Consider the following 19,812-nt stretch of genomic DNA (forward strand, 5'->3'; position numbering starts at 1 on the left):
AAATAATCAGTTGCCGATGATATTGGAAAGAAATAATAACAACTGGGAGTTTTTATGAAGAACGTGGTAGGTTCCGTCGCCCTGGCGGTTTCTGTATTGGCTGCATCTTTTACCTCTGCGCAGGATCGGTTTGCCAATGTGGAAATTAGTAGTGAAGCCGTGTCTGGCAATGTTTATATGCTCAAAGGGGCTGGGGGCAATATTGCAGTACTGGTGGGAGAGGACGGCACCTTTATGGTGGATGACCAATACGCGCCTTTGACCGCAAAAATTCAACAGGCAGTAGCTGAGTTAGCCAAGCAACCTTTGCGTTTTGTCATTAATACCCACTGGCATGGAGATCATACCGGCGGTAATGAAAACCTGGGTAAAAGCGGCGCCCTGATTGTGGCTCACGAGAATGTGCGCAAACGGGTAAGTACCGAGCAGTTTATTGAGGCGTTTAAGCGCAAGGTTGAGCCGTCTCCTCCAGAAGCATTACCGGTGATTACCTTTACCGACGCCACTACCTTTTACTGGAATGGCGACAGGGTAAAGGTCCAGCATGTGGGGCCCGCCCACACGGATGGTGACTCCATTGTGCATTTTGCCGAAGCTGATGTGATTCATATGGGGGATATTTATTTTAACGGTAACTATCCCTTTATCGATCTCTCTTCCGGTGGCTCGGTGGATGGCATGATCGCAGCTATGGACACTGCTCTGGCAATGGCGGGGGAAGATACCAAAATTATTCCCGGCCATGGCCCCCTCAGTAATCGGGCAGAGCTGCAACAGCAGCGCAATATACTGGCAGGGCTTAGGGACAAAGTGAAAGCGATGGTGGATGAGGGTAAAACCCGGCAGGAAGTGATTTCTGCAAAACCGACTGCGGAATTTGATGCGCAGTATGGCCAGGGTTTTATGACACCGGATATTTGGACCGGGATTGTTTACGACTCCCTGACACAATCTTAGGAAATAAAAAAGGCGGCGCAGTGAAAGCCTGCGCCGCCTTTTTTGTTGGATTACCCGGTGATTTTAATCTGTAGTGGCATTTGGGGTCATGGGCCCGCCAAATTCAGGGCTATTTTCCACCGCCTCTTCATTGTGTTCTTCCCGCACTCGGAACCAAGCGGCATAGAGTGCTGGCAGGAACAGTAGGGTGAGTCCGGTTGCGACAATCAATCCGCCCATAATGGCGACCGCCATAGGGCCAAAGAAGTCACTGCGGGACAGTGGAATCATCGCCAATACCGCAGTCAGCGCTGTCAAAACAATCGGCCTGAAGCGTCTTACCGTCGACTCGACAATTGCATCCCAGGGGCTGAGGCCCTGGCTGATATCCTGCTGTATCTGGTCCACCAAAATCACCGAGTTACGCATAATCATTCCCGCCAGGGCGATGGTGCCCAGCATGGCGACAAAACCAAAGGGCTTGCCAAACAACAGCAGGAACAGGGTAACGCCGATCAGGCCCAGGGGAGCCGTGAGGAATACCATGGTGGATAGGGACATACTGCGCAATTGCAGCATTAGTAGGGTAAAGACCACCAGCACAAATAGCGGCATACCGGCATTGACCGATTTTTGCCCCCGTGCAGATTCTTCCACGGTACCACCCACTTCCAGCAAGTAGCCCGGCGGTAATTTATCGCGAATGGATTGAAGCTGAGGCCACACGGCATTGACGACGGTCGCCGGTAACTCTTCCCCATAAATATCAGCGCGCACGGTAACGGTGGGCAGACGGTCCCGGTGCCAGATAATACCTTCCTCAAAACCGTATTCCAGGGTGGCAATCTGGTTCAACGGTACACTGCGGCCGCTGTCGGTTTGTACCGCGAGGTTACCCAACTGGCGCAGGGCATAGCGATCGTCTTCATTACCGCGCACACGCACGTCGATCAGCTCGTTATCCTCCCGGTATTGGCTCACAGTGATACCCGTTAAGGAGCTTTGCAGAGCCTGGGACAAGGTTGCACTGTTGACGCCCATGGCGCGAGCGCGGTCCTGGTCGATATTGAGGTTGATAGATTTACTGGGTTCTTCCCAATCCAGGTGCACGTTGGTCACTTGTGGATTGTCCCGCAGGCGCTCGGCCACTTCCCGGGCCAATCCGCGCACTTCGCGAATATGTTCGCCGGACAAGCGGAATTGCACCGGGTAACCCACGGGCGGGCCGTTCTCGAGGCGGGACACACGGCTGCGCAGGGTGGGGAACTCCTCATTCATCGTATTGATCAACCAGCTGCGCACTTGCTCGCGTTCTTCGACACTGCGGGTCATCACAACAAACTGGGCGAAACTGGCAGCGGGCAGCTGCTGGTCCAAAGGCAGGTAGAAGCGCGGGGAGCCGGTGCCCACATAGGCCACGTAATTTTCTACCTGATCGTTTTGCGCCAGCAGGGTTTCCAACCTTTTGGCCTGGTGCTCGGTGGATTTCAGCGAGGCACCTTCGGCCAGCTTCAGGTCCACCATCAATTCGAGGCGTCCGGAAGAGGGGAAGAACTGCTGCGGAACCAGTTTGAACAAAGCGAGCGAGCCGACAAAAATTGCCAGGGTGGCCGCGATCACGGTTTTGCGATTGCGCAGGCACCAGGTAATAAAGCGGCGGAAGCGCTGGTAAAAGGGTTTCTGGTAGGGGTCTGCCACTTCACCGCCGTGGCCGTGTCGCGCCAGGTTCGGCAGCAGGTAGTGGCCCAGATAGGGTACAAAGACTACGGCGGCAATCCAGGAAACGATTAGCGACAGGGTGACTACCTGGAAAATAGATCGGGTGTATTCACCGGTACCGGATTGGGCGGTGGCAATCGGCAAAAAACCGGCGGCGGTAATTAGTGTACCGGTGAGCATGGGAAAGGCGGTGCTGGTCCAGGCGAAGCCGGCGGCTTTTAGCCGACTGAGCCCCTGCTCCATTTTTATCGCCATCATCTCCACCGCGATAATGGCATCGTCCACCATCAAGCCCAGGGCTAATACCAGTGCCCCCAGCGAGATCTTGTGCAGGCCGATATTGAAGTAGTGCATCAGCGCGAAGGTCATCGCCAATACCAATGGGATAGACAGCGCCACAATTAATCCGGGGCGGCTGCCGAGGGAGAAAAAACTCACCAGTAGTACGATACCCAGGGCTTCAGCCAGCACTTGCAGGAATTCGCCGACGCCGCGTTTTACAGCTGCCGGTTGGTCGGAGACCTTGCGCAGTTCCATACCTATGGGCAGATCTTGCTGTAGTCGGGCAAAGGTTTCATCGAGGGCTTTACCCAACTTTAAAATATCTCCCCCTTCCTTCATGGACACGGCGAGGCCGATGGCATCCTCTCCCATAAAGCGCATGCGGGGCTGGGCCGGATCGCTAAAGCCGCGGTGGACCTGGGCGATATCTCCCAGGCGCTGGGTGCGGCCATCTGCGGTAATAGGAAACTGGCGTATTTCATTGACGGAGGTGAATTGTCCGCTCACACGGATGCGCACCCGGTCGCTGACGGTATCCACAAAGCCGCCATCGGTGACCTGGTTTTGCGCTTGCAGGGCGTTTTGAACCGCAGACAGTGGAATGCCCATGGAGGCCAATTTGGTGTTGGATATTTCCACCCAAATTTTTTCGTCCTGCAGTCCCAGTAACTCGACCTTGCCTACATCCTTAACTCGCTGAAGGGCCAGTTGCAGCCGCTCAGCGTAGTCCTTCATCAGTGCGTAATCGAAGCCACTGCCGGTGAGGGCATAAATATTGCCGAAGGTGGTGCCAAACTCGTCGTTAAAAAATGGGCCCTGGATATCCGGCGGCAGGGTGTGGCGAATATCCCCCACCTTTTTGCGCACTTCATACCAGAGATCGGGAATGTCACGGGAGTGCATATCGTCCCGGGCAACAAACAATACCTGGGATTGCCCTGGACGGGAAAAAGAGGAGATACGCTGGTAGTCACCGGTCTCCAGCAATTTCTTTTCTACCCGTTCGGTAATCTGGCGGGACACATCTTCGGCACTGGCGCCGGGCCAGACGGTATTGATCACCATCACTTTAAAGGTAAAGGGTGGATCTTCACTTTGCCCCAGCTGGGTATAGGAGAAGGTTCCCAGCAGTCCCAGGACGATCATTGCGTAAAGTACCAGCGGGCGGTTTTTCAAGGCCCACTCGGAGAGGTTAAAACCCATGGCAGTTTCTCTGTTTCAAGGGCGGCTCTGCTGTTCGCGGCCGCACTTTGGAAATTGTTATCGAAGCTTTATTGGGAATTAATTTGCGCGGGCAGATTTATTGTTTCCGCGCCTTTAATTTATTCCTGGTGGGCGAGAGACGGCCCCTGTTCGATGGGGCGGTTCATATGGTCCACAGGGCGCACCACCATACCTTCCTGCAACAAATGGGTACCTGCGGCTACGATCCAATCGTTGCGTTTCAACCCGGAAAATACCGAGACAAACTCCTCACCGTAGGGGCCCAGGCTGACCGGAGTTTTATGCAGTGTTTTTGTCTCTGGATTTAATACCCATACAAATGCGGCGCCATCGTCGGCACTGACTGCTGACATAGGAACTTGCAGTACATCAGTTTCTTCCGCCCTGGGGACAAACGCCCGTGCACTCTGGCCGATTTCTACACCGCTCACTTTATTTTCGAAAGCGACCCTGGCTTCAAAGGTGCGGGATATGGGATCGGCTGCCGGTGATAGTTCGCGGATGCGTGCGGGAAAAGATTGGCCCGGTTGGGACCAAAGTTCGACAGTTAGCGGTTGGCCCACTTTAAAGCGGCTGACGGATTGCTCCGGCAGGTCGATACGCACTTCTCTCTCGCCATCGGCTGCCAGCTCAAAAATGCCTTGTCCTGCAGCAACGACCTGGCCGGCCTCAGCCATGCGGCGGGCGACGACACCACTTTCCGGCGCCTTAAGTACGGCGTAAGCAGCCTGGTTGCGGGCAACATCCAGCTGCGCCTTGGCCTGCTGTAGTCGCGCTTCGCTGGCTTCGAATTGGGTTTCTACGGTATCGAACTGGGAGAGGCTCACCAGCTGCTTTTCCAATAGCTTGCGGTGGCGCGACAGTTCACTGCTAGCCAGGCGCTGGTCTGCCTCGGCGGAAGTATGGCTGGCGCGAGCTGAATCCAGTTGTAGTAGCAGGTCTTCAGTGTCCAGTTCCGCCAGGGGCTGGCCCTGTTCCACACGGTCGCCGACATTTACCAGGCGCCGCTGGATTTTCCCGCCGATACGGAAGGCCAGTGCCGGCTCGAAGCGGGCTCTTACCTCACCGGGATACACATCGGTTTGGGCGCTGGCCAGGGTGGGGCGCACCATAACAGCGGGGCGCGGTTTGGTTTCTTGTTCCTGGGATTCAGAGGGGGCACAAGCGCTCAACAAAAGGCTGAGTGAGAGCGCAGCGAGGATTAGCATTCGGTACATATTGGCTTCCTTCCCCGGCGCTGGCGCGTCGAGGCAGATCCGTGACTGGGTCAAGCATGGCCGGGCGGCCATCAATGTTATACTGGCGAGTATAGTATATTTAATAAACTAACGAGTCTAGTATATGGAGAGCTATGTCTGAGCAGACCCAGACGGCCGCCCAGCGCGGTCGCCCCAAGGATCCGGTGAAACGCCAAGCCATTCTGGATGCCGCCCGGGACCTGTTTTTATCCCACGGTTTTGCCGCTACCAGCGTGGATGCGGTGGCCTCGGCTGCGGGAGTATCCAAACTTACGGTCTACAGCCACTTCTCCGATAAGGAGACGCTCTTTAGCGCCGCTATTGCCTCTCGCTGCGAAATGATGATGCCCCTGCCCATCTTTGCTTTAGAAGAGGGGGAATCGGTAGAGCAGGTCCTGGAGCGTATTGGCGACGCTTTTATGGGGATGGTGGAGAGCGAGGATAGCGTGCGTCTGTTACGCCTTTTGTGTGCCCTGGCATCCCAGGAGTCGGAAATGGCCCAGCTATTTTTTGACGCAGGTCCCCAGCGGATTTTGGGGGAGATAGAGCAGCTACTGCGCCGCGCCAATCAGCTGCAGATGTTAACGGTGGATGATCCCGTTGTGGCGGCGGAAGACTTTATCGGCCTATTGCTGGGCTGCCATCATATGAGGGTGTTGATCGGCTGTCGGCAAATGTCGACGCCGGAAGAGCGTCGTGAGCGCGTACAAAAGGCGGTGAGAACCTTTATGTGTGCCCACCACTAGCGCCGGAATTATTGCCTGTATTCTTGGGCTGCTCCGCCATCGCGGGGCACAGGACAATATCACTGGCGACCTGGATCCACTCAGGTTTGTTGCGGCTGTAAACATAGCGCTCGGGATAAATAAATTCCGGTGCATCAAAGGCGCCGCCGCCAAAGCCCCGATATTCGGGTAGGAATTCCAGTGTCCAGGTGAGCGTGCTGCCGCAATCGGGGCAGAACTGGCTCTTTATCCAGCGACCGGCATCGGAGTAAAGAGTGTGGGTTTGCAAATGGCCCTGAAGAAAAGCTATTTGTTTCTTTTTGAAGTAGACCGATAAGCCGATGGGGCTACCGCTGCGCTTTTTACACCACTGACAAGAGCACAGGCTGACCCGGCGAGGGGAGCCGAGGGCGCGAAAGCGCAGTTGCCCGCAAACGCAGCCCCCTTCGTGATATTCCTCCACCATGCTAAGTCCACCGCTGTACCGCCTTTACTAAGGTTGGCACAGCGGCGTGGGGGAAGAATCAGGTTTTGATGCGGTATCCGGTGCGGAAAATCCACCAGACGGTGGTGAGACACAGCACCAGAAAGAGCAAGGTCATGCCGATACTCAGCCCCAGGTTAACATCGGCTACGCCGTAAAAAGCCCAGCGGAAGCCGCTGATCAAATAAACTACCGGGTTGAACAAGGTAATTTTTTGCCACATTTCCGGCAGCATACTGATCGAATAAAATGCACCGCCGAGAAAAGTGAGAGGCGTTATAATCATCAGCGGAATAACTTGCAGCTTCTGAAAGTCATCGGCCCAAACTCCGATAATAAATCCAAACAGGCTAAAAGTGACGGCAGTCAGCGCGAGGAATGTCAGCATCCACCAGGGGTGTACAATTTCGTAATCCACAAAGAAGCGAGCGGTCAGCAATATCAACAGCCCCAATAAAATGGACTTTGTCGCTGCGGCACCCACATATCCGGTGACGATTTCGAATGAGGATATGGGAGCGGACAGTACTTCATAAATGGTGCCGGAAAATTTGGGGAAAAATATTCCGAAAGAGGCGTTGGAAATGCTCTCGCTGAGCAGTGCCAGCATTACCAATCCTGGAATGATAAAGGCCCCATAGCTGACCCCGTCGATATCCCCCATACGCGATCCAATCGCCGCACCAAACACAATAAAATAGAGAGATGTGGAGAGCACCGGTGAGGCGATGCTCTGCATCAGGGTACGCCAGGTGCGGGCCATCTCAAACTTATAGATGGCGCCAATTCCATACCAATTCATGCCTGTGCCTCCTTGCTGAGCTGCTCTTCCCGTTCAAGGCGGGCACCGTGAACCAAGTTGACGAAAATTTCCTCCAGGGAGCTTTCCCGGGTGTGTAAATCGCGGAATTCAATATTGGCGGCATTTAAACGGCGCAGAAATTCCGCAAGACCAGTGTCTTCGCTTTTGATATCAAAGCGATAAACCAACTGGCTGCCATCGCTGCTGAGACTGAGTGGCAGGTCAGCGAGACTCTCTGGAATTTGTTGCAGTGGTGTGGGCAGTTGCAGGCTGAGTTCTTTCTCCCCCATTTTCTTCATCAGTGCATTTTTCTCCTCAACCAGAACCAGTTGGCCGTGATTGATAACACCGACACGATCGGCCATTTCCTCGGCCTCTTCGATATAGTGGGTGGTGAGGATAACGGTTACTCCCGACTCTTTCAGTTCGCGCACCATTTGCCACATATCCTGGCGTAGCTCCACATCGACCCCGGCGGTGGGTTCGTCGAGGAAGAGCACATTGGGCTCGTGGGATAGCGCTTTGGCGATCATCAGTCGGCGCTTCATTCCTCCTGAAAGTGTAATAATTTTGTTATCTTTTTTCTCCCATAGGGATAGCTGCCGTAGAATTTTCTCCAGATAGGCGGGATTGGGAGCCTTGCCGAATAGACCGCGGCTGAATTTCACTGCCGCCCAAACGGTTTCAAAGGCATCGGTGGATATCTCCTGGGGCACCAGACCAATCTCATTGCGGGCATTGCGATAGTCCCGCTGAATATTGTAACCATTGACAGTGACCTCACCGCAGCTTGGATTTACGATGCCGCAGATAATACTGATCATGGTTGTCTTGCCCGCGCCATTGGGGCCGAGCAAGGCAAAGAGTTCTCCCCGCTGAATTTCCAGGTCGATATTCTTCAGGGCGGTAAACCCCTCGGCATAGGTTTTTCCCAAGCCTTTGATGGAAATAATCGATTCCACTTTTTCTCCTTGCCAAAATTACCGTACGGCTTTGGCTGTGTGTTGTCAGGTGGATTTATCGGGCAGAAAGGAGGAATACCTTTCCTGTCGGATCAGTTTCCCGATCCCAGCCCGGAAGTATATGCCAATGAGAATTCTTTTTTAATTTTAATGATGTATATCAAAGCTGCGCTGGAGGCGGCGAACATCAAAATTAAAGCCATGGATGAGAATGCACTGGAATATCCCATTTTATCAATCCAGGGCTGGCTGATGAAAGGCGAAATAAATTGCCCAAGAAAAATTCCAGTCGTCAGAAATCCCGCAGTTTTCCCTCTTTTTGACTCCGGAGCAGATTCGAGAGCCGTAGAAAAGATATGTGGTATCAGGGTACCCATTCCAAGTCCGTAGAGGGCAATAAAAGCAACTATTTCCGTCAGGTTTTCAGCGCCGGCGAGCAGCCCAAAGCTGGCGGCCATAATAGTAAAGCTTGCGACAAAAACGCCGAGCACTCCCAGTCGATTCCGGGCTCGCCGGTAAATCAATAATGAGGCGATGGCTCCCATAACATTACTGGAGGCGATAGCCATAGCAATAAGGCTGGGTGAGGAGATTTCTATCTCGCGCAAGTAAAAAGGGATCTGAGTTGGAATCAGGGTAAAAGCCAGGCTATTTAAAGTTGCCGCCGCCAGTAGTGCATAAAATGCAAGCGGGTTATCCTGCTTTTCTTTTTTGGGGTCTCTGTGCTTGAAAGGCCTTACTCGCATGGGCTCCCAAAGGAAAATTTTAACTGCTGGAACTAGTAGTAAGGCCAACAAGTAAATTGCGAAGGGGGCGCGCCAATGTAAGCTGGCCAGTAGTCCGCCCAGGGTTAGAAATACGACCCCACCGATACTGATAAAAGTACTCTGCTGGCTCAAATAAGTTAGGCGTTGCTCCCGGCTGAAATAATCCCCCACCAGGGCTGTTACCGAGGTCATTGTTCCGGCCACGGCAACTCCCAATAGTAAGCGGCTAGTCAGGATACCTGCGAGACTATCCTGAAATAGGGCTAGTAGACCGGATAGTCCATAGAGTACCAGGGCTGCTTTCAATAATTGCAGGCGGCCATGGCGATCAGCAATCCAGCCTGCTAATGGAGCGCAGAGGGCGATGCTCAAAGCGGGCAGGGTCACTACCAGTCGGCTCCACAAATCACTATTGGGTGTCCCTGAGAAATACTGCTGCAGTGCAGGTAGTGACGGGGCTACAGTGGCCCCCGACATGATAGTGAGTGCTGCCAGACACAGTAATGTGATACGGCTCTGAGACGGTATCCCGCTGGTCGTGTGCTTCATGATTATTAGTCGCTGCTTCTAGGTCCCAGGGTTTCTCTTCGCGGTATCTCCAGACTCGCGTATTTCAGTAGCAAATTTGGGGTTCAGGCTTGCAGCTGCCACTAGTAGTAAGAACAGGTTTGGGTTGGCTTGACCGACTGGTTGCGCAACGCCGTTTGCTTGGTGCTTTTCCATCACTTTTCTCCCTCGCTTGCATTAGGTTGTGCAGCAGTGTAAAACCTCAACTAATGTTTAGGTCAATGGTTGGTGGGCATTTTTATGGCAGCTGAAGAATCGGCCGAAAAAGGAGCGGTAAAGTCAAAGCAAATCAAGCGGGAGCTGACTGTTGGCGAGGTGGCCGAGCGCAGCGGCGTGGCAGTCAGCGCCCTGCATTTCTATGAAAGCAAAGGCCTGATTGCCAGCTGGCGGACCTCCGGAAATCAAAGGCGTTACTCGCGGGATGTATTGCGCCGAGTGGCCATTATCAAGGTGGCCCAGAGCACCGGGATTCCACTGTCGGAAATACGCGAGGCTTTCGGGGAGCTTCCCAATAAACGCACGCCCAATGCGGGGGATTGGTCATCACTCTCTTCTCACTGGCGTGAAGAGTTGGATCAGCGTATCCAGCAGTTAACCAAGTTGCGCGATGACCTTGAGGGATGTATTGGCTGCGGTTGTTTGTCTATGCAGAAATGCCCTTTACGGAATCCCGGGGATGAAGCTGCGGAGCAGGGAGGGGGAGCTCGCTATTTGGATTTGACCGAATAGGAAAGTGGTAGCAATACACGAGTACTGCTACCAACCCCCAAGGCGTACTTTTATCACTGCTAAAAGGCTGATAGCGGTTTTTCGGCGCTCACCTCAGGAGAAAATCTTCTCGTAAAACGCCAGTGTTCCCCGCCAGGCGTCTTCAGCGGCTTCACGGTTATAGGCCAGCGGCAGGCCGAACTTTTCTCCCCGGTCTGTTGCACAGGGGTTGGTAAATCCGTGTAGGACCCCCGGGTAACTGACCAGAGTTAATTTGGCTTCGGATTCCTGCATCTCAGTAACAAACTGGCCGACCTGGTCCGGTGGAACCATCACATCGGCGCCGCCGGTGTAGACCTGTATTTCAGCATTAATAGGTTTGTTTTGTGCGGGGGTACTTCTTGCCAGTGCCCCGTGGTAACTGACTACGCCGCGCAAGTCCACGCCGACTCGAGCCATAGCGAGTACGACTCCGCCGCCAAAACAATAGCCCTGAGCTGCGACCTGGTCCGGGTCTGCCTGGGGCCGCTGCTGGAGCAGTGATAATGCTGTGCGGAAGCGCGCTTCAAGGGCCACCGGGTCCTTCAGGGCTTCATCCCTGAACTGTTGTGCCTCTTGTGGATCATCGGTCTGTTTGCCTGCGCCAAACATATCCACTGCAAAAGCGAGGTAGCCGCAGTTGGCCAGTTTCTCCGCCTGCTCGCGCACAAAGGCATTGTGACCCCACCATTCGTGTACCAGTAAAACCCCCGGCCGTTTGTCACTGATATTTTCATCCCATGCGAGATATCCGCAAAAAGTATCCCCGTTTACGGTGTAGTCAATTACTTCCGCTTCCATAGTGAGTCGCCTGGCTGATCGAGAAAGAGTCATTGAGAAACCGGTAAGGGCCCGGCTACTCCGCAAGCGTGGCACAAACTTCAGTTGTTGCCAGTGGGTGGCCCTTTCAGCTCAATCACATTGTCTTCGGGATCTGAGATGTAAATTGACAGGCCAATTCCATCGGCGCCAAAGCGCTCTTCTGCTGGCGAAAACTTTACCTGTTCCTGTGCTAAAAAGGCCTGGATACTCTCCGGATTAAAGGGTTCAACCCGGAAGCAAAAATGATCCAGGTTCCGCCCTTCCTTTCCTGGTGCTGCTCCCCCTCTCTGGCCTATAGGTTTATCAACTGGCACTAAATCTATCATGCAAGTGCCTGCGCGGAGTTGGTAGAGGCCAATATCGTCCCGTTGGCGCACAATGCTGCATCCAAGAATATTTTGGTAAAAGTCGAGCATGGGTTTTAGAGATTGGACACGCAATACAATATGGTCAATATGGTGGAGCTTAATCATAGGCGGCCCAAGCTTAGTTTTTACTAAGACTAGGTGGACCCTAAGGTAGTTGTCGAGTGAATTAAATGTTAGAGATTTTTTAGTTAATCTGTAAAAGTCTGGCTGTAGAGAAGGTAGGTAGCGCAAATAATCAGAAGGCTCCCCATGGATCTGTTAAATATTTTGCGCCGGTATTGACTCTCTAATAGTAAGCGAGCCCGATCCCCGGCAATAGCCCAAATACTTAATGAGATGTAGCAAACCAGAAAGTAAATCAGGGTGAATGAGAGTAAATTGCTGTGGTTATCGCTGCTGGAGAAAATAGCCACTCCAGAAAGGCAGGCGATCCAGGCCTTTGGGTTAAGCCATTGCAATAAAAATCCTTGATAGAAACGTGGCTCCTGAATCCGCTCAATACCCGCATGATCAGTAGGTGCAACCGCTGTTTGGTAGCCGATATAGGCCACAAAAATTGATCCTGGTATCGCAACATATCGTAGTAACTGGGGATAAATTTCTATTACCTGATAGAGCCCAAGGCCTATAGCTGCAAGTAACAGTGTAAAGCCTATTGTGGCTCCTGATACAAAGGGCAAAGTGCGGATAAATCCATAATTCACCCCAGAGGAAATGATAACCATATTCACCGGCCCCGGTGTAATGGACATAGCCAGGGAAAACCCAAACATAGCAAGAAGTAGTGACATTCGCTGCTCCTGGCAGTTATCAATTGTTTGGAGACTTTAATGGCCTGGTAGGAAAATGATTAGATACTTAAAACTGAAATATATTGTTTATAAAAATTTACTTACTAAAAAGGGAGAAGGAAAGAATACACTGCGCTCGGGACCCTATGAGGCATGGATGCCGATTAGGAGCTTACAGGGATGTATTTACTGCGTGTCTCGAGTGCGGTGTATTCTTTCCTTCCACCCCAATAGTAAGTATGGACGAGTGTGCTGCATGAGACTGGATGCCGATTAGGCGCTAACAACAATATATTCACAGATCTTCGCGAGAGCGGTGTATCCTTTCCTGTTGACCCAGAAGTACCTTTAGAGAATTCATAGGGAGTTGCTATTGTACTAAAGGATATTCGCTATTTACTGGTGTTTGCCAAGGTTGTGGAAAGCGGCTCTTTTAGAGGCGCTTCTTCGGAACTGGATATTTCTGTCGCCAGCGTTAGTTCCTATGTGGCGAGGTTGGAGGAAAGTCTTGGCGTTGCACTCTTGTATCGCAATACCCGCAAGTTGTCCCTGACCGAAGATGGGGAAAAGATTTATAAAACGGCACAGAAGATATTGGATTTGTACGCCGATGGTCTCGGAGAATACAAAGCGCGAGAGGAACGCAGTATCAGTCGGCTTAAAATTGCAATCCCCGCCGTTTTGATCCACAGCCGCTTGCTGAGCAAAATAGTGGGCTTTGTCCGGCGGGATCTGGGTATTCATTTACAAATTCAATGCAGCGACCAGCACGAGGATGTAATTGGCGGTGGTTTCGACTTGGCAATTCGTCTGGGTAATATGCCTGACAGCAATTTGAAAGCGCGTAAGATATTTGAACTAGAGCGGGTGTTAATTGCCAGTGGCGATATGCTGGATCGTTATGGTTTTCCGAGTCATCCTCGCGACCTTGCAGTTTGGCCCTGGATTGGGCTGACAATGCGGCCCAATCACCGGCGATTTCTGCATCGGCAGCAGGGCGAATATGAAGTTAGCTACGCTCCGGTAGCGACTGTCGACAGTGTTGAAGCGGCTTATCGATTAACGAGCTGCGGCCTGGGACTATCGGCGCCACCTAGATTTCTAATAAGTGCACAGGATGATGTACAAGAATTATTGCCAGACTGGCAGCTTCCGAATTTACCCGCCTATGCAGTTAGACCTTCAAACGGAGTCTCCGAAGGTCCTATACAGAAACTGATTGATTATTTGGCCGATAGTGATACCCAGCTTGCTGCCTGCCATCCTCGCGATTTAACGCAAAAGCTAGCTGCAGAAGCGGTTGATTGTCCCGGAAGGTTCTCAATAGCTCGGTAGAGGCCTCTGCCGTCAAGGTTGGTCACTTGCGGGCAGAGGTTCTTTTATTCATGGGGGAATTTAAAACCTTACTGCGGAATAAATTCCTGAACCATATTTATTCGGGCATTACTGCTTATTTCTACCGGATCTTGCTTTACCGGAGTTGACTCCATGGATGTGTCTTCAGAGGCGTTAACTGTGCGAATAATGCTGGAAATTTCTGGTTTGCAGGAACCGCAGCTGGTACCGCAGCCAAGGGTTTCTCCCAGTGCTTCGACGGTGTTAATGCCTTGGGCGATGGCCTCCTCTATCTGTGGCCGGGAAACCTGGAGGCAGGTACAAATCATCTTCACACCGGGCTTTATGGGATGAAGCAGTTGCCCCGGTGATTCAGGCAGGGGAGTGGCCAGGTAGTTTTCCAGGTGCTGTCGGCTGGGTAATTGGTGCCAGTTTCTACCAGAGAAAATCAGCAGCTTTAAGCTATTATCGTAGGCGATCCAGCGCTGACTTTTAGGGGTAACCAATTCCTGCCAGAACAATTGGGGCTGGTCGTTCATTATCTTGGATGCCAGATCCCGCCCGTGGATAAGTTGGTTCGCGGCAATTTCATAGCGAAAGCCATTTTCCAAGGGGACTCGATACCAGTGCAGGATACTGCTGTCGTTGGACTGCTGTAACCAATCCCATACTCTATCGGCAGTCTCTTCGGCACAGATCATTGTGGCAAAGTATTCAGCTGCCAGGGGACTGACACTGACGGGAACCTGTTTGAATTCTGGTTGGCCGGAATAGGGATCAATACTGGAGTCCGCTAGGGCACTGGGCTTGGAATCCTGTGAGAAGGTTTCGCTCCAGTGAATGGGGGCAAAGATCTCCCCTCTTTTTTGTCCTCCGTTGAGGGCGGCGCGGCCGACCATTTTAGATGAGACGCTGTTTAACCGAACTAATTCCCCATCTTTAATTTGGAAGCGAGCGGCATCCTTGGGGTTTATTTGTATTTCCGGCAGTTCGCTGTGATCGAGTAATTTCCTTACCCGCCCGGTTCGGGTCATGGTATGCCACTGGTCGCGCATACGGCCAGTATTGAGCCATATGGGATAGTCGTCACTGATCTGCTGTTCCGGAGGCTGCGGCGCTATGGGGATAAAGCGCGCACGCTTGTCCGGGGTAAAAAACTGTCCACTGGTGAATAAGCGTTTGCACCCAGCCGGGTGCTCCTGATTGACCGGCCACTGTACCGGGACCAATGCATCGTATTCACTGCGATTGATATTGGCGAGTGCGGAGATATTAAAAGCCCTGGAACCATGGTTTTCGAAGCCGGAAAGCTGGGCGTGCTCACGAAAAATATCGGCGGGGTGTGAATAATTAAACTGATCCCCATAGCCCAGATGTTGGGCCAGCCCGCACAGGGCTTGCCAGTCGTGGCGAGCTTCTCCCGCAGGGGATAAAAATCCACGCTGCCGAGAGATACGTCGTTCTGCATTGGTGACAGTGCCGTTTTTTTCTCCCCAGCCCGTTGCAGGAAGTAGCAAATCGGCACAGCGAGCGGTATCGGTATTGGCAATGCAGTCGGAGACAATAACCAGCGGGCATTTCTGTAGTGCAGCTTTGACTCTATCGGCTTCGGGCATACTGACAGCGGGGTTGGTAGCCATAATCCAAATGGCTTTGATTTTTCCGCTTTCTACCGCGCGGAACATATCCACAGCCTTCATTCCCGGCTTGGTAGCAACTTGATCGGAATTCCAGAATCGTGATACCCGGTCAATATCCTGCTCGTTAAACTCCATATGCGCAGCGAGGGTATTGGCAAGCCCGCCCACCTCGCGTCCACCCATCGCGTTGGGTTGACCGGTAATAGAAAATGGTCCTGCACCAATTTTGCCCACGCGTCCGGTGGCTAAATGGCAGTTTATGATTGCGTTGTTTTTATCAGTGCCGCTGCTGGACTGATTGATTCCCATGGAATAAAAACTAATGGTCTTCTCTGTTGCTGCAAATGCCTGAAAAAATTCCAATAGTTTTTCGATAGATATGCCACAGGTAGCCGCAGTTAATTCCGGTGACCAGTCTTGAGCCGCAGCTAAGGTATCGGCAAATCCCTGTGTATGATTTTTTATATAGTCGGTATCTAGATAATAGTGCCGGCTGAGAAAACGCAGCAGTCCATTGAATAGTGCAGCATCAGTGCCGGGTTTAATTGCCAGGTGCAGATCTGCCATTTCACTGGTAGCGCTGCCACGGGGGTCGATAACGATAAGCTTTGCAGCACCTGCCTGCATTCGCTGGAATAAGATCGGATGTGTCCAGGCTGCATTGGAACCGACAAGCACGATAAGTTCAGCCTGTTCCAGATCCTCATAGGAACAGGGAACCGCATCGGCACCAAATGCGCGTTTATATCCCACCACCGCAGAGGCCATACAAAGCCGGGAATTGGTATCAATATTGGCAGAGCCAATAAATCCCTTCATTAACTTGTTGGCCACATAATAGTCTTCGGTGAGAAGCTGACCGGACAGATAAAAAGCTACAGAGTCAGGGCCATGGTCGCGAATTGTCTGCTTAAAGGCATCGGCCATATAAGACAGCGCGGTATCCCAGTCACAATCTTTTCCGTGCAGGCGAGGGTGCAGGAGACGGCCGTGTTCGCCCAGCGTTTCGCCGAGCGCAGAACCTTTAACGCACAATTTGCCGAAATTTGAAGGATGCTGGGAGTCGCCACTAACAGTAATCGCTGTAGTATTTGCGCGCTCTTCCCTGTTAACCGAAACCCCACAACCGACACCACAATAGGGGCAGGTAGTGCAGGAGCGGTGCGCGCTCAGAAATTCCTGTACTGCCATTACTGTAGCTTATTGTTGCCGATGTAAACCGTGTCCCCACTAAATGCCAGTGGGTAGGTGGCAAGCTTGATATCGCTGTCTTCCATGCAGACTCCATCGCTAAGGCGGAAATGGTTTTTATACAGAGGGGAAGCAATGGTTAATTCCCCTTCCAGTTCCGCAATAATTCCTCTTGCAATCACACCAGCTTGTGCGATTGGGTCCCAGTTGTCAACGGCATAAAGCTGTTGTTCCTGGTCGGGTAAAAAAAACAGGGCGATGCTTCTTTGATAGACAGTTTTAGTCACTGTATTCAAAGCCTCCATTGGGTATATGGAGGTATCGCCCCAAAGCGCACATACCCCAGAGTTGGTGACCAAATCTGATCGCTGACAGATTGGAGACCATTGGGGGTGGGTTATGGCAACTGAATTTGAGGGAGTTTCTTGCAGGGCAGACAGGCTCATAATAATTTCCTCACAATGGATGGAAAGGATTCAAAAGCAATTTATTAATAAAGGTATAACCGACGGCTTGCGCCGCCGGGTGAAGCGTTAGGCGGATTCGGCTGTTTCCATTAGCTCGCCAGTGGTTGCCGGACGCGGTTGTCCACGCTCCTTAACGAAAACAATCTTTTCATCGGTTTCGTTGCTATTGACGAATTGACGGAAGCGCTTGAGTTTTTCCGGATCGTTAATGGCTGTTTTCCATTCGCACTGGTAGGTGTCTACTACTCGGGCCATCTGGGCTTCAAGCTCAGCACAAATCCCCAGCTTGTCATCGATAATGACTTCGCGCAGGTAATCCAGGCCGCCGTCAAGATTTTCCAGCCACACAGATGTGCGCTGTAATTTATCGGCGGTGCGCACATAGAACATCAGGAAACGGTCGATATAACGGATAAGAGTTTCGTCATCCAGGTCGGTGGCGAACAAATCTGCATGGCGGGGGCGCATGCCGCCGTTGCCACAAACAAATAGATTCCAACCTTTTTCAGTGGCGATAACCCCGACATCTTTGCTTTGAGCCTCAGCGCATTCACGGGTACAGCCGGAAACAGCCATTTTTATTTTGTGTGGAGAGCGCAGTCCCTTGTAACGGTTTTCTACGTGAAGGGCCATTGAAACACTGTCCTGAACCCCAAAGCGGCACCAGGTGCTGCCAACACAAGACTTAACTGTGCGCAGGGATTTGCCGTAGGCATGGCCGGTTTCAAATCCGGCATCAATCAGCTCTCGCCAAATTTCCGGTAGCTGTTCCAGGCGCGCGCCAAACAAGTCGATACGCTGGCCACCGGTAATTTTGGTATAGAGATTGTAGCGTTTGGCCACTTCACCGATCACTATTAATTTTTCCGGTGTGATCTCGCCGCCGGGAATACGCGGAACTACAGAATAGCTACCGTTTTTCTGCATATTCGCCATAAAAGTATCGTTGGTGTCCTGTAAGCCGACGTGAGTCTGCTCCAGAATATGTTCATTCCACAGGGAGGCAAATATGGATGCGGCCGCAGGTTTACAAATTTCACAGCCGCGCCCTGAACCGTGTTTGCTTAATAATTCACTAAAGGTTTTAATTTCTTCCACCTGGATAATGTGGAATAACTCCTGGCGGGAAAAGAGGAAGTGCACACATAAGTGATTGTTCACTTCCATGCCGAGCGCCGCTAGCTCTTCATCGACAATATTTTTCAGTAGCCCAGCGCAACCACCGCAACCTGTAGATGCTTTTGTTGCATCCTTAACATCAGCCAGTGAGTGGCAGCCTCCGGCAACGGCGTCGATAATTTGGCCTTTGCTTACATTGTGGCAGGAACACACGGTAGCCGAAGCGGGAAGTGCAGCAGCACCCAGCCCGGGAGCGGCGCCATCGGTTGCCGGTAAAATTAATTGTTCCGGGTGTTCGGGCAGATCAATATCGTTGAGGTGATATTGCAGCAGGGTATCGTAGTCATCCGTATCTCCTACCATTACCGCGCCCAGGAGCTTTTTTCCCTCGCTATCGGTGATCATACGTTTGTAAACGCCGCTCTGCTCGTCTACAAAAGTAATAGCGGCAGCGCCGTCGGTGCGACCATGGGCGTCGCCAATAGAACCGACCTGTACGCCCAGGAGTTTCAGTTTGGTGCTCATGTCAGCACCGTTAAAGCTTTCCTCTCCACCGGTCAGTTGAGCGACAGCAGTACGCGCCATGCTGTAACCGGGAGCGACCAGGCCAAAAATTTTCTGATCGTAAAGCGCGCATTCGCCGATAGCGAAAATATTCGGGTCTGAAGTACGGCAGTTGCTGTCAATTATGATCCCGCCGCGTTCGCCAACTTCCAGCCCGCTGGATTTTGCCAGTTCATCCTGGGGGCGAATGCCTGCGGAGAAAACAATCATATCGGTAAGCAGTTCTTTATCTCCCTTGAACTGCATACGCAGGCGGCCGTCTACTTCTTCAATCAATTCCGTGGCGGTACTGGTGTGTACCTGAACCCCGAGTGCTTCAATTTTTGTTCTTAATAGGGCTGAACCACCTTCATCCAGTTGAGTGGCCATAAGGCCTGGGGCGAACTCGACAACGTGGGCTTCAAGTCCCAGGGCTCTCAGGGCATTGGCGGCTTCCAGGCCCAGTAGGCCACCACCGACAACTACACCACTTTTTGCGTTGGCGGCAATCGAGCGAATGGAGTCGAGATCTTCCAGGGTTCGATATACAAAGCAGCTCGGGTGTTGGTGTCCGGGTATTGGTGGGACAAATGGGTAGGAGCCAGTGGCGAGTATTAATTGATCGTAAGAGTGGCAGGCTCCACTTGCCGCAGTAATTGTTTTATTGTCTCGATCAATTTGCACCACCTTGTCATTGAGCAGGATATTAAAACCCCACTGCTGATACTGCTCCAGGTCTCCCATGGACAGGTCTTCAGCTGTGCGCCCGGCAAAGTATTCGGAAAGGTGGACCCGGTCATAAGCGGGACGGGGCTCTGCACAGAATATGGTGATATCAAACTGGTTGGCATGTTGATGGTTGGCGAGCTGTTCCAGGAAATGGTGCCCGACCATACCGTTGCCAATCACAATCAGCTTTTGAGGTTTAACATTTGCCTTCATTTACAATCCTGCCGTCTCAATTCGTTTTACTCGGCAGGAAGAGGGCCCATCTGAAATGGCAAGGGCGTCTCCTCTTCTGCCGAAGAGTACAGGCGCCGTTGCCTCGTAATGGGGGGATAAATTGTTGGTAATTAAATACAT

17 protein-coding genes are annotated in these 19,812 nt (G+C 52.1%); 4 read left to right on the forward strand and 13 right to left on the reverse strand.

The window, feature by feature from the left end:
* The first annotated feature begins 54 nt into the window (after positions 1-54).
* Positions 55-957 (forward strand): MBL fold metallo-hydrolase, encoded by a 903-nt coding sequence (locus tag ACJJI5_RS05255; RefSeq protein ID WP_444907323.1) that lies wholly within the window; start codon positions 55-57, stop codon positions 955-957.
* Positions 958-1,020: 63 nt separating this feature from the next.
* Here the strand turns inward: ACJJI5_RS05255 and ACJJI5_RS05260 are convergent, their stop codons facing one another.
* Both ACJJI5_RS05260 and ACJJI5_RS05265 read right to left on the reverse strand, forming a co-directional pair.
* Positions 1,021-4,140, reverse strand: a complete 3,120-nt coding sequence (locus tag ACJJI5_RS05260) for an efflux RND transporter permease subunit (protein ID WP_445355724.1) — start codon at positions 4,138-4,140, stop codon at positions 1,021-1,023.
* 119 nt (positions 4,141-4,259) lie between these two features.
* Entirely contained in the window at positions 4,260-5,378 is a 1,119-nt protein-coding gene (locus ACJJI5_RS05265; protein ID WP_445355725.1) for an efflux RND transporter periplasmic adaptor subunit, read from the reverse strand.
* Between the two features lie 134 nt (positions 5,379-5,512).
* On the opposite strand from ACJJI5_RS05265, the gene ACJJI5_RS05270 reads away from it, so the two are divergent.
* A complete protein-coding gene (locus tag ACJJI5_RS05270) occupies positions 5,513-6,145 on the forward strand; it encodes a TetR/AcrR family transcriptional regulator (RefSeq protein WP_445355726.1) in 633 nt (210 codons plus the stop codon).
* Here ACJJI5_RS05270 and ACJJI5_RS05275 read toward each other — a convergent pair.
* The 5 genes from ACJJI5_RS05275 to ACJJI5_RS05295 all read right to left on the reverse strand — a co-directional run bounded on the left by ACJJI5_RS05275 (position 6,126) and on the right by ACJJI5_RS05295 (position 9,862).
* Positions 6,126-6,590 carry a GFA family protein gene (locus ACJJI5_RS05275; protein ID WP_445355727.1) on the reverse strand — a complete coding sequence of 155 codons (465 nt, stop codon included), beginning with the start codon at positions 6,588-6,590 and terminating at the stop codon, positions 6,126-6,128. The two genes, ACJJI5_RS05270 and ACJJI5_RS05275, sit on opposite strands and share 20 nt — an antisense overlap.
* Positions 6,591-6,648: 58 nt before the next feature.
* The gene (locus ACJJI5_RS05280) at positions 6,649-7,410 is read right to left on the reverse strand and encodes an ABC transporter permease (protein ID WP_413663248.1); all 762 of its coding nucleotides are present in this window, start codon (positions 7,408-7,410) and stop codon (positions 6,649-6,651) included.
* Entirely contained in the window at positions 7,407-8,372 is a 966-nt protein-coding gene (locus tag ACJJI5_RS05285) for an ABC transporter ATP-binding protein (protein WP_413663247.1), read from the reverse strand. Before ACJJI5_RS05285 ends, ACJJI5_RS05280 begins: the two co-directional genes overlap by 4 nt.
* A 92-nt stretch (positions 8,373-8,464) precedes the next feature.
* Positions 8,465-9,688: an MFS transporter gene (locus ACJJI5_RS05290; protein WP_445355728.1), complete on the reverse strand. Its 1,224-nt coding sequence runs from the start codon at positions 9,686-9,688 to the stop codon at positions 8,465-8,467.
* An 18-nt stretch (positions 9,689-9,706) separates the two neighbouring features.
* A complete protein-coding gene (locus tag ACJJI5_RS05295; RefSeq protein WP_413663245.1) occupies positions 9,707-9,862 on the reverse strand; it encodes a hypothetical protein in 156 nt (51 codons plus the stop codon).
* An 84-nt stretch (positions 9,863-9,946) separates the two neighbouring features.
* On the opposite strand from ACJJI5_RS05295, the gene soxR reads away from it, so the two are divergent.
* Complete coding sequence (soxR, locus tag ACJJI5_RS05300; protein ID WP_282931344.1) at positions 9,947-10,435, forward strand: redox-sensitive transcriptional activator SoxR; 489 nt, start codon at positions 9,947-9,949, stop codon at positions 10,433-10,435.
* A 93-nt stretch (positions 10,436-10,528) separates the two neighbouring features.
* Here the strand turns inward: soxR and ACJJI5_RS05305 are convergent, their stop codons facing one another.
* The 3 genes from ACJJI5_RS05305 to ACJJI5_RS05315 all read right to left on the reverse strand — a co-directional run bounded on the left by ACJJI5_RS05305 (position 10,529) and on the right by ACJJI5_RS05315 (position 12,434).
* The gene (locus ACJJI5_RS05305; RefSeq protein ID WP_444915587.1) at positions 10,529-11,254 is read right to left on the reverse strand and encodes a dienelactone hydrolase family protein; all 726 of its coding nucleotides are present in this window, start codon (positions 11,252-11,254) and stop codon (positions 10,529-10,531) included.
* Between the two features lie 80 nt (positions 11,255-11,334).
* Positions 11,335-11,748 (reverse strand): VOC family protein, encoded by a 414-nt coding sequence (locus tag ACJJI5_RS05310; RefSeq protein ID WP_282931346.1) that lies wholly within the window; start codon positions 11,746-11,748, stop codon positions 11,335-11,337.
* 83 nt (positions 11,749-11,831) lie between these two features.
* The gene (locus ACJJI5_RS05315) at positions 11,832-12,434 is read right to left on the reverse strand and encodes a LysE family translocator (protein WP_445355729.1); all 603 of its coding nucleotides are present in this window, start codon (positions 12,432-12,434) and stop codon (positions 11,832-11,834) included.
* A 402-nt stretch (positions 12,435-12,836) separates the two neighbouring features.
* Between ACJJI5_RS05315 and ACJJI5_RS05320 the strand changes: the two genes are divergently transcribed.
* Positions 12,837-13,769: a LysR family transcriptional regulator gene (locus ACJJI5_RS05320; protein ID WP_445355730.1), complete on the forward strand. Its 933-nt coding sequence runs from the start codon at positions 12,837-12,839 to the stop codon at positions 13,767-13,769.
* 68 nt (positions 13,770-13,837) lie between these two features.
* On the opposite strand, the gene ACJJI5_RS05325 is transcribed toward ACJJI5_RS05320, so the two are convergent.
* The 3 genes from ACJJI5_RS05325 to nirB form a co-directional block, all read right to left on the reverse strand.
* A complete protein-coding gene (locus ACJJI5_RS05325; protein WP_445355731.1) occupies positions 13,838-16,600 on the reverse strand; it encodes a nitrate reductase in 2,763 nt (920 codons plus the stop codon).
* The gene (gene nirD, locus ACJJI5_RS05330; protein WP_444925843.1) at positions 16,600-17,046 is read right to left on the reverse strand and encodes a nitrite reductase small subunit NirD; all 447 of its coding nucleotides are present in this window, start codon (positions 17,044-17,046) and stop codon (positions 16,600-16,602) included. Before nirD ends, ACJJI5_RS05325 begins: the two co-directional genes overlap by 1 nt.
* Positions 17,047-17,133: 87 nt before the next feature.
* On the reverse strand, positions 17,134-19,671 hold the full coding sequence (gene nirB / locus ACJJI5_RS05335) for a nitrite reductase large subunit NirB (protein WP_445355732.1): 2,538 nt from the start codon (positions 19,669-19,671) through the stop codon (positions 17,134-17,136).
* Positions 19,672-19,812: the final 141 nt, after the last annotated feature.

Source organism: Microbulbifer maximicatervae (SeqCode) (assembly GCF_052467955.1).

Bases quoted from the DNA above. Each gene is read 5' to 3' on its own strand.
- ACJJI5_RS05255 (WP_444907323.1), top strand. From the start codon at position 55: ATGAAGAACGTGGTAGGTTCCGTCGCCCTGGCGGTTTCTGTATTGGCT.
- ACJJI5_RS05260 (WP_445355724.1), bottom strand. From the start codon at position 4,140: ATGGGTTTTAACCTCTCCGAGTGGGCCTTGAAAAACCGCCCGCTGGTA.
- ACJJI5_RS05265 (WP_445355725.1), bottom strand. From the start codon at position 5,378: ATGTACCGAATGCTAATCCTCGCTGCGCTCTCACTCAGCCTTTTGTTG.
- ACJJI5_RS05270 (WP_445355726.1), top strand. From the start codon at position 5,513: ATGTCTGAGCAGACCCAGACGGCCGCCCAGCGCGGTCGCCCCAAGGAT.
- ACJJI5_RS05275 (WP_445355727.1), bottom strand. From the start codon at position 6,590: ATGGTGGAGGAATATCACGAAGGGGGCTGCGTTTGCGGGCAACTGCGC.
- ACJJI5_RS05280 (WP_413663248.1), bottom strand. From the start codon at position 7,410: ATGAATTGGTATGGAATTGGCGCCATCTATAAGTTTGAGATGGCCCGC.
- ACJJI5_RS05290 (WP_445355728.1), bottom strand. From the start codon at position 9,688: ATGAAGCACACGACCAGCGGGATACCGTCTCAGAGCCGTATCACATTA.
- ACJJI5_RS05295 (WP_413663245.1), bottom strand. From the start codon at position 9,862: ATGGAAAAGCACCAAGCAAACGGCGTTGCGCAACCAGTCGGTCAAGCC.
- soxR (WP_282931344.1), top strand. From the start codon at position 9,947: ATGGCAGCTGAAGAATCGGCCGAAAAAGGAGCGGTAAAGTCAAAGCAA.
- ACJJI5_RS05305 (WP_444915587.1), bottom strand. From the start codon at position 11,254: ATGGAAGCGGAAGTAATTGACTACACCGTAAACGGGGATACTTTTTGC.
- ACJJI5_RS05310 (WP_282931346.1), bottom strand. From the start codon at position 11,748: ATGATTAAGCTCCACCATATTGACCATATTGTATTGCGTGTCCAATCT.
- ACJJI5_RS05315 (WP_445355729.1), bottom strand. From the start codon at position 12,434: ATGTCACTACTTCTTGCTATGTTTGGGTTTTCCCTGGCTATGTCCATT.
- ACJJI5_RS05325 (WP_445355731.1), bottom strand. From the start codon at position 16,600: ATGGCAGTACAGGAATTTCTGAGCGCGCACCGCTCCTGCACTACCTGC.
- nirD (WP_444925843.1), bottom strand. From the start codon at position 17,046: ATGAGCCTGTCTGCCCTGCAAGAAACTCCCTCAAATTCAGTTGCCATA.
- nirB (WP_445355732.1), bottom strand. From the start codon at position 19,671: ATGAAGGCAAATGTTAAACCTCAAAAGCTGATTGTGATTGGCAACGGT.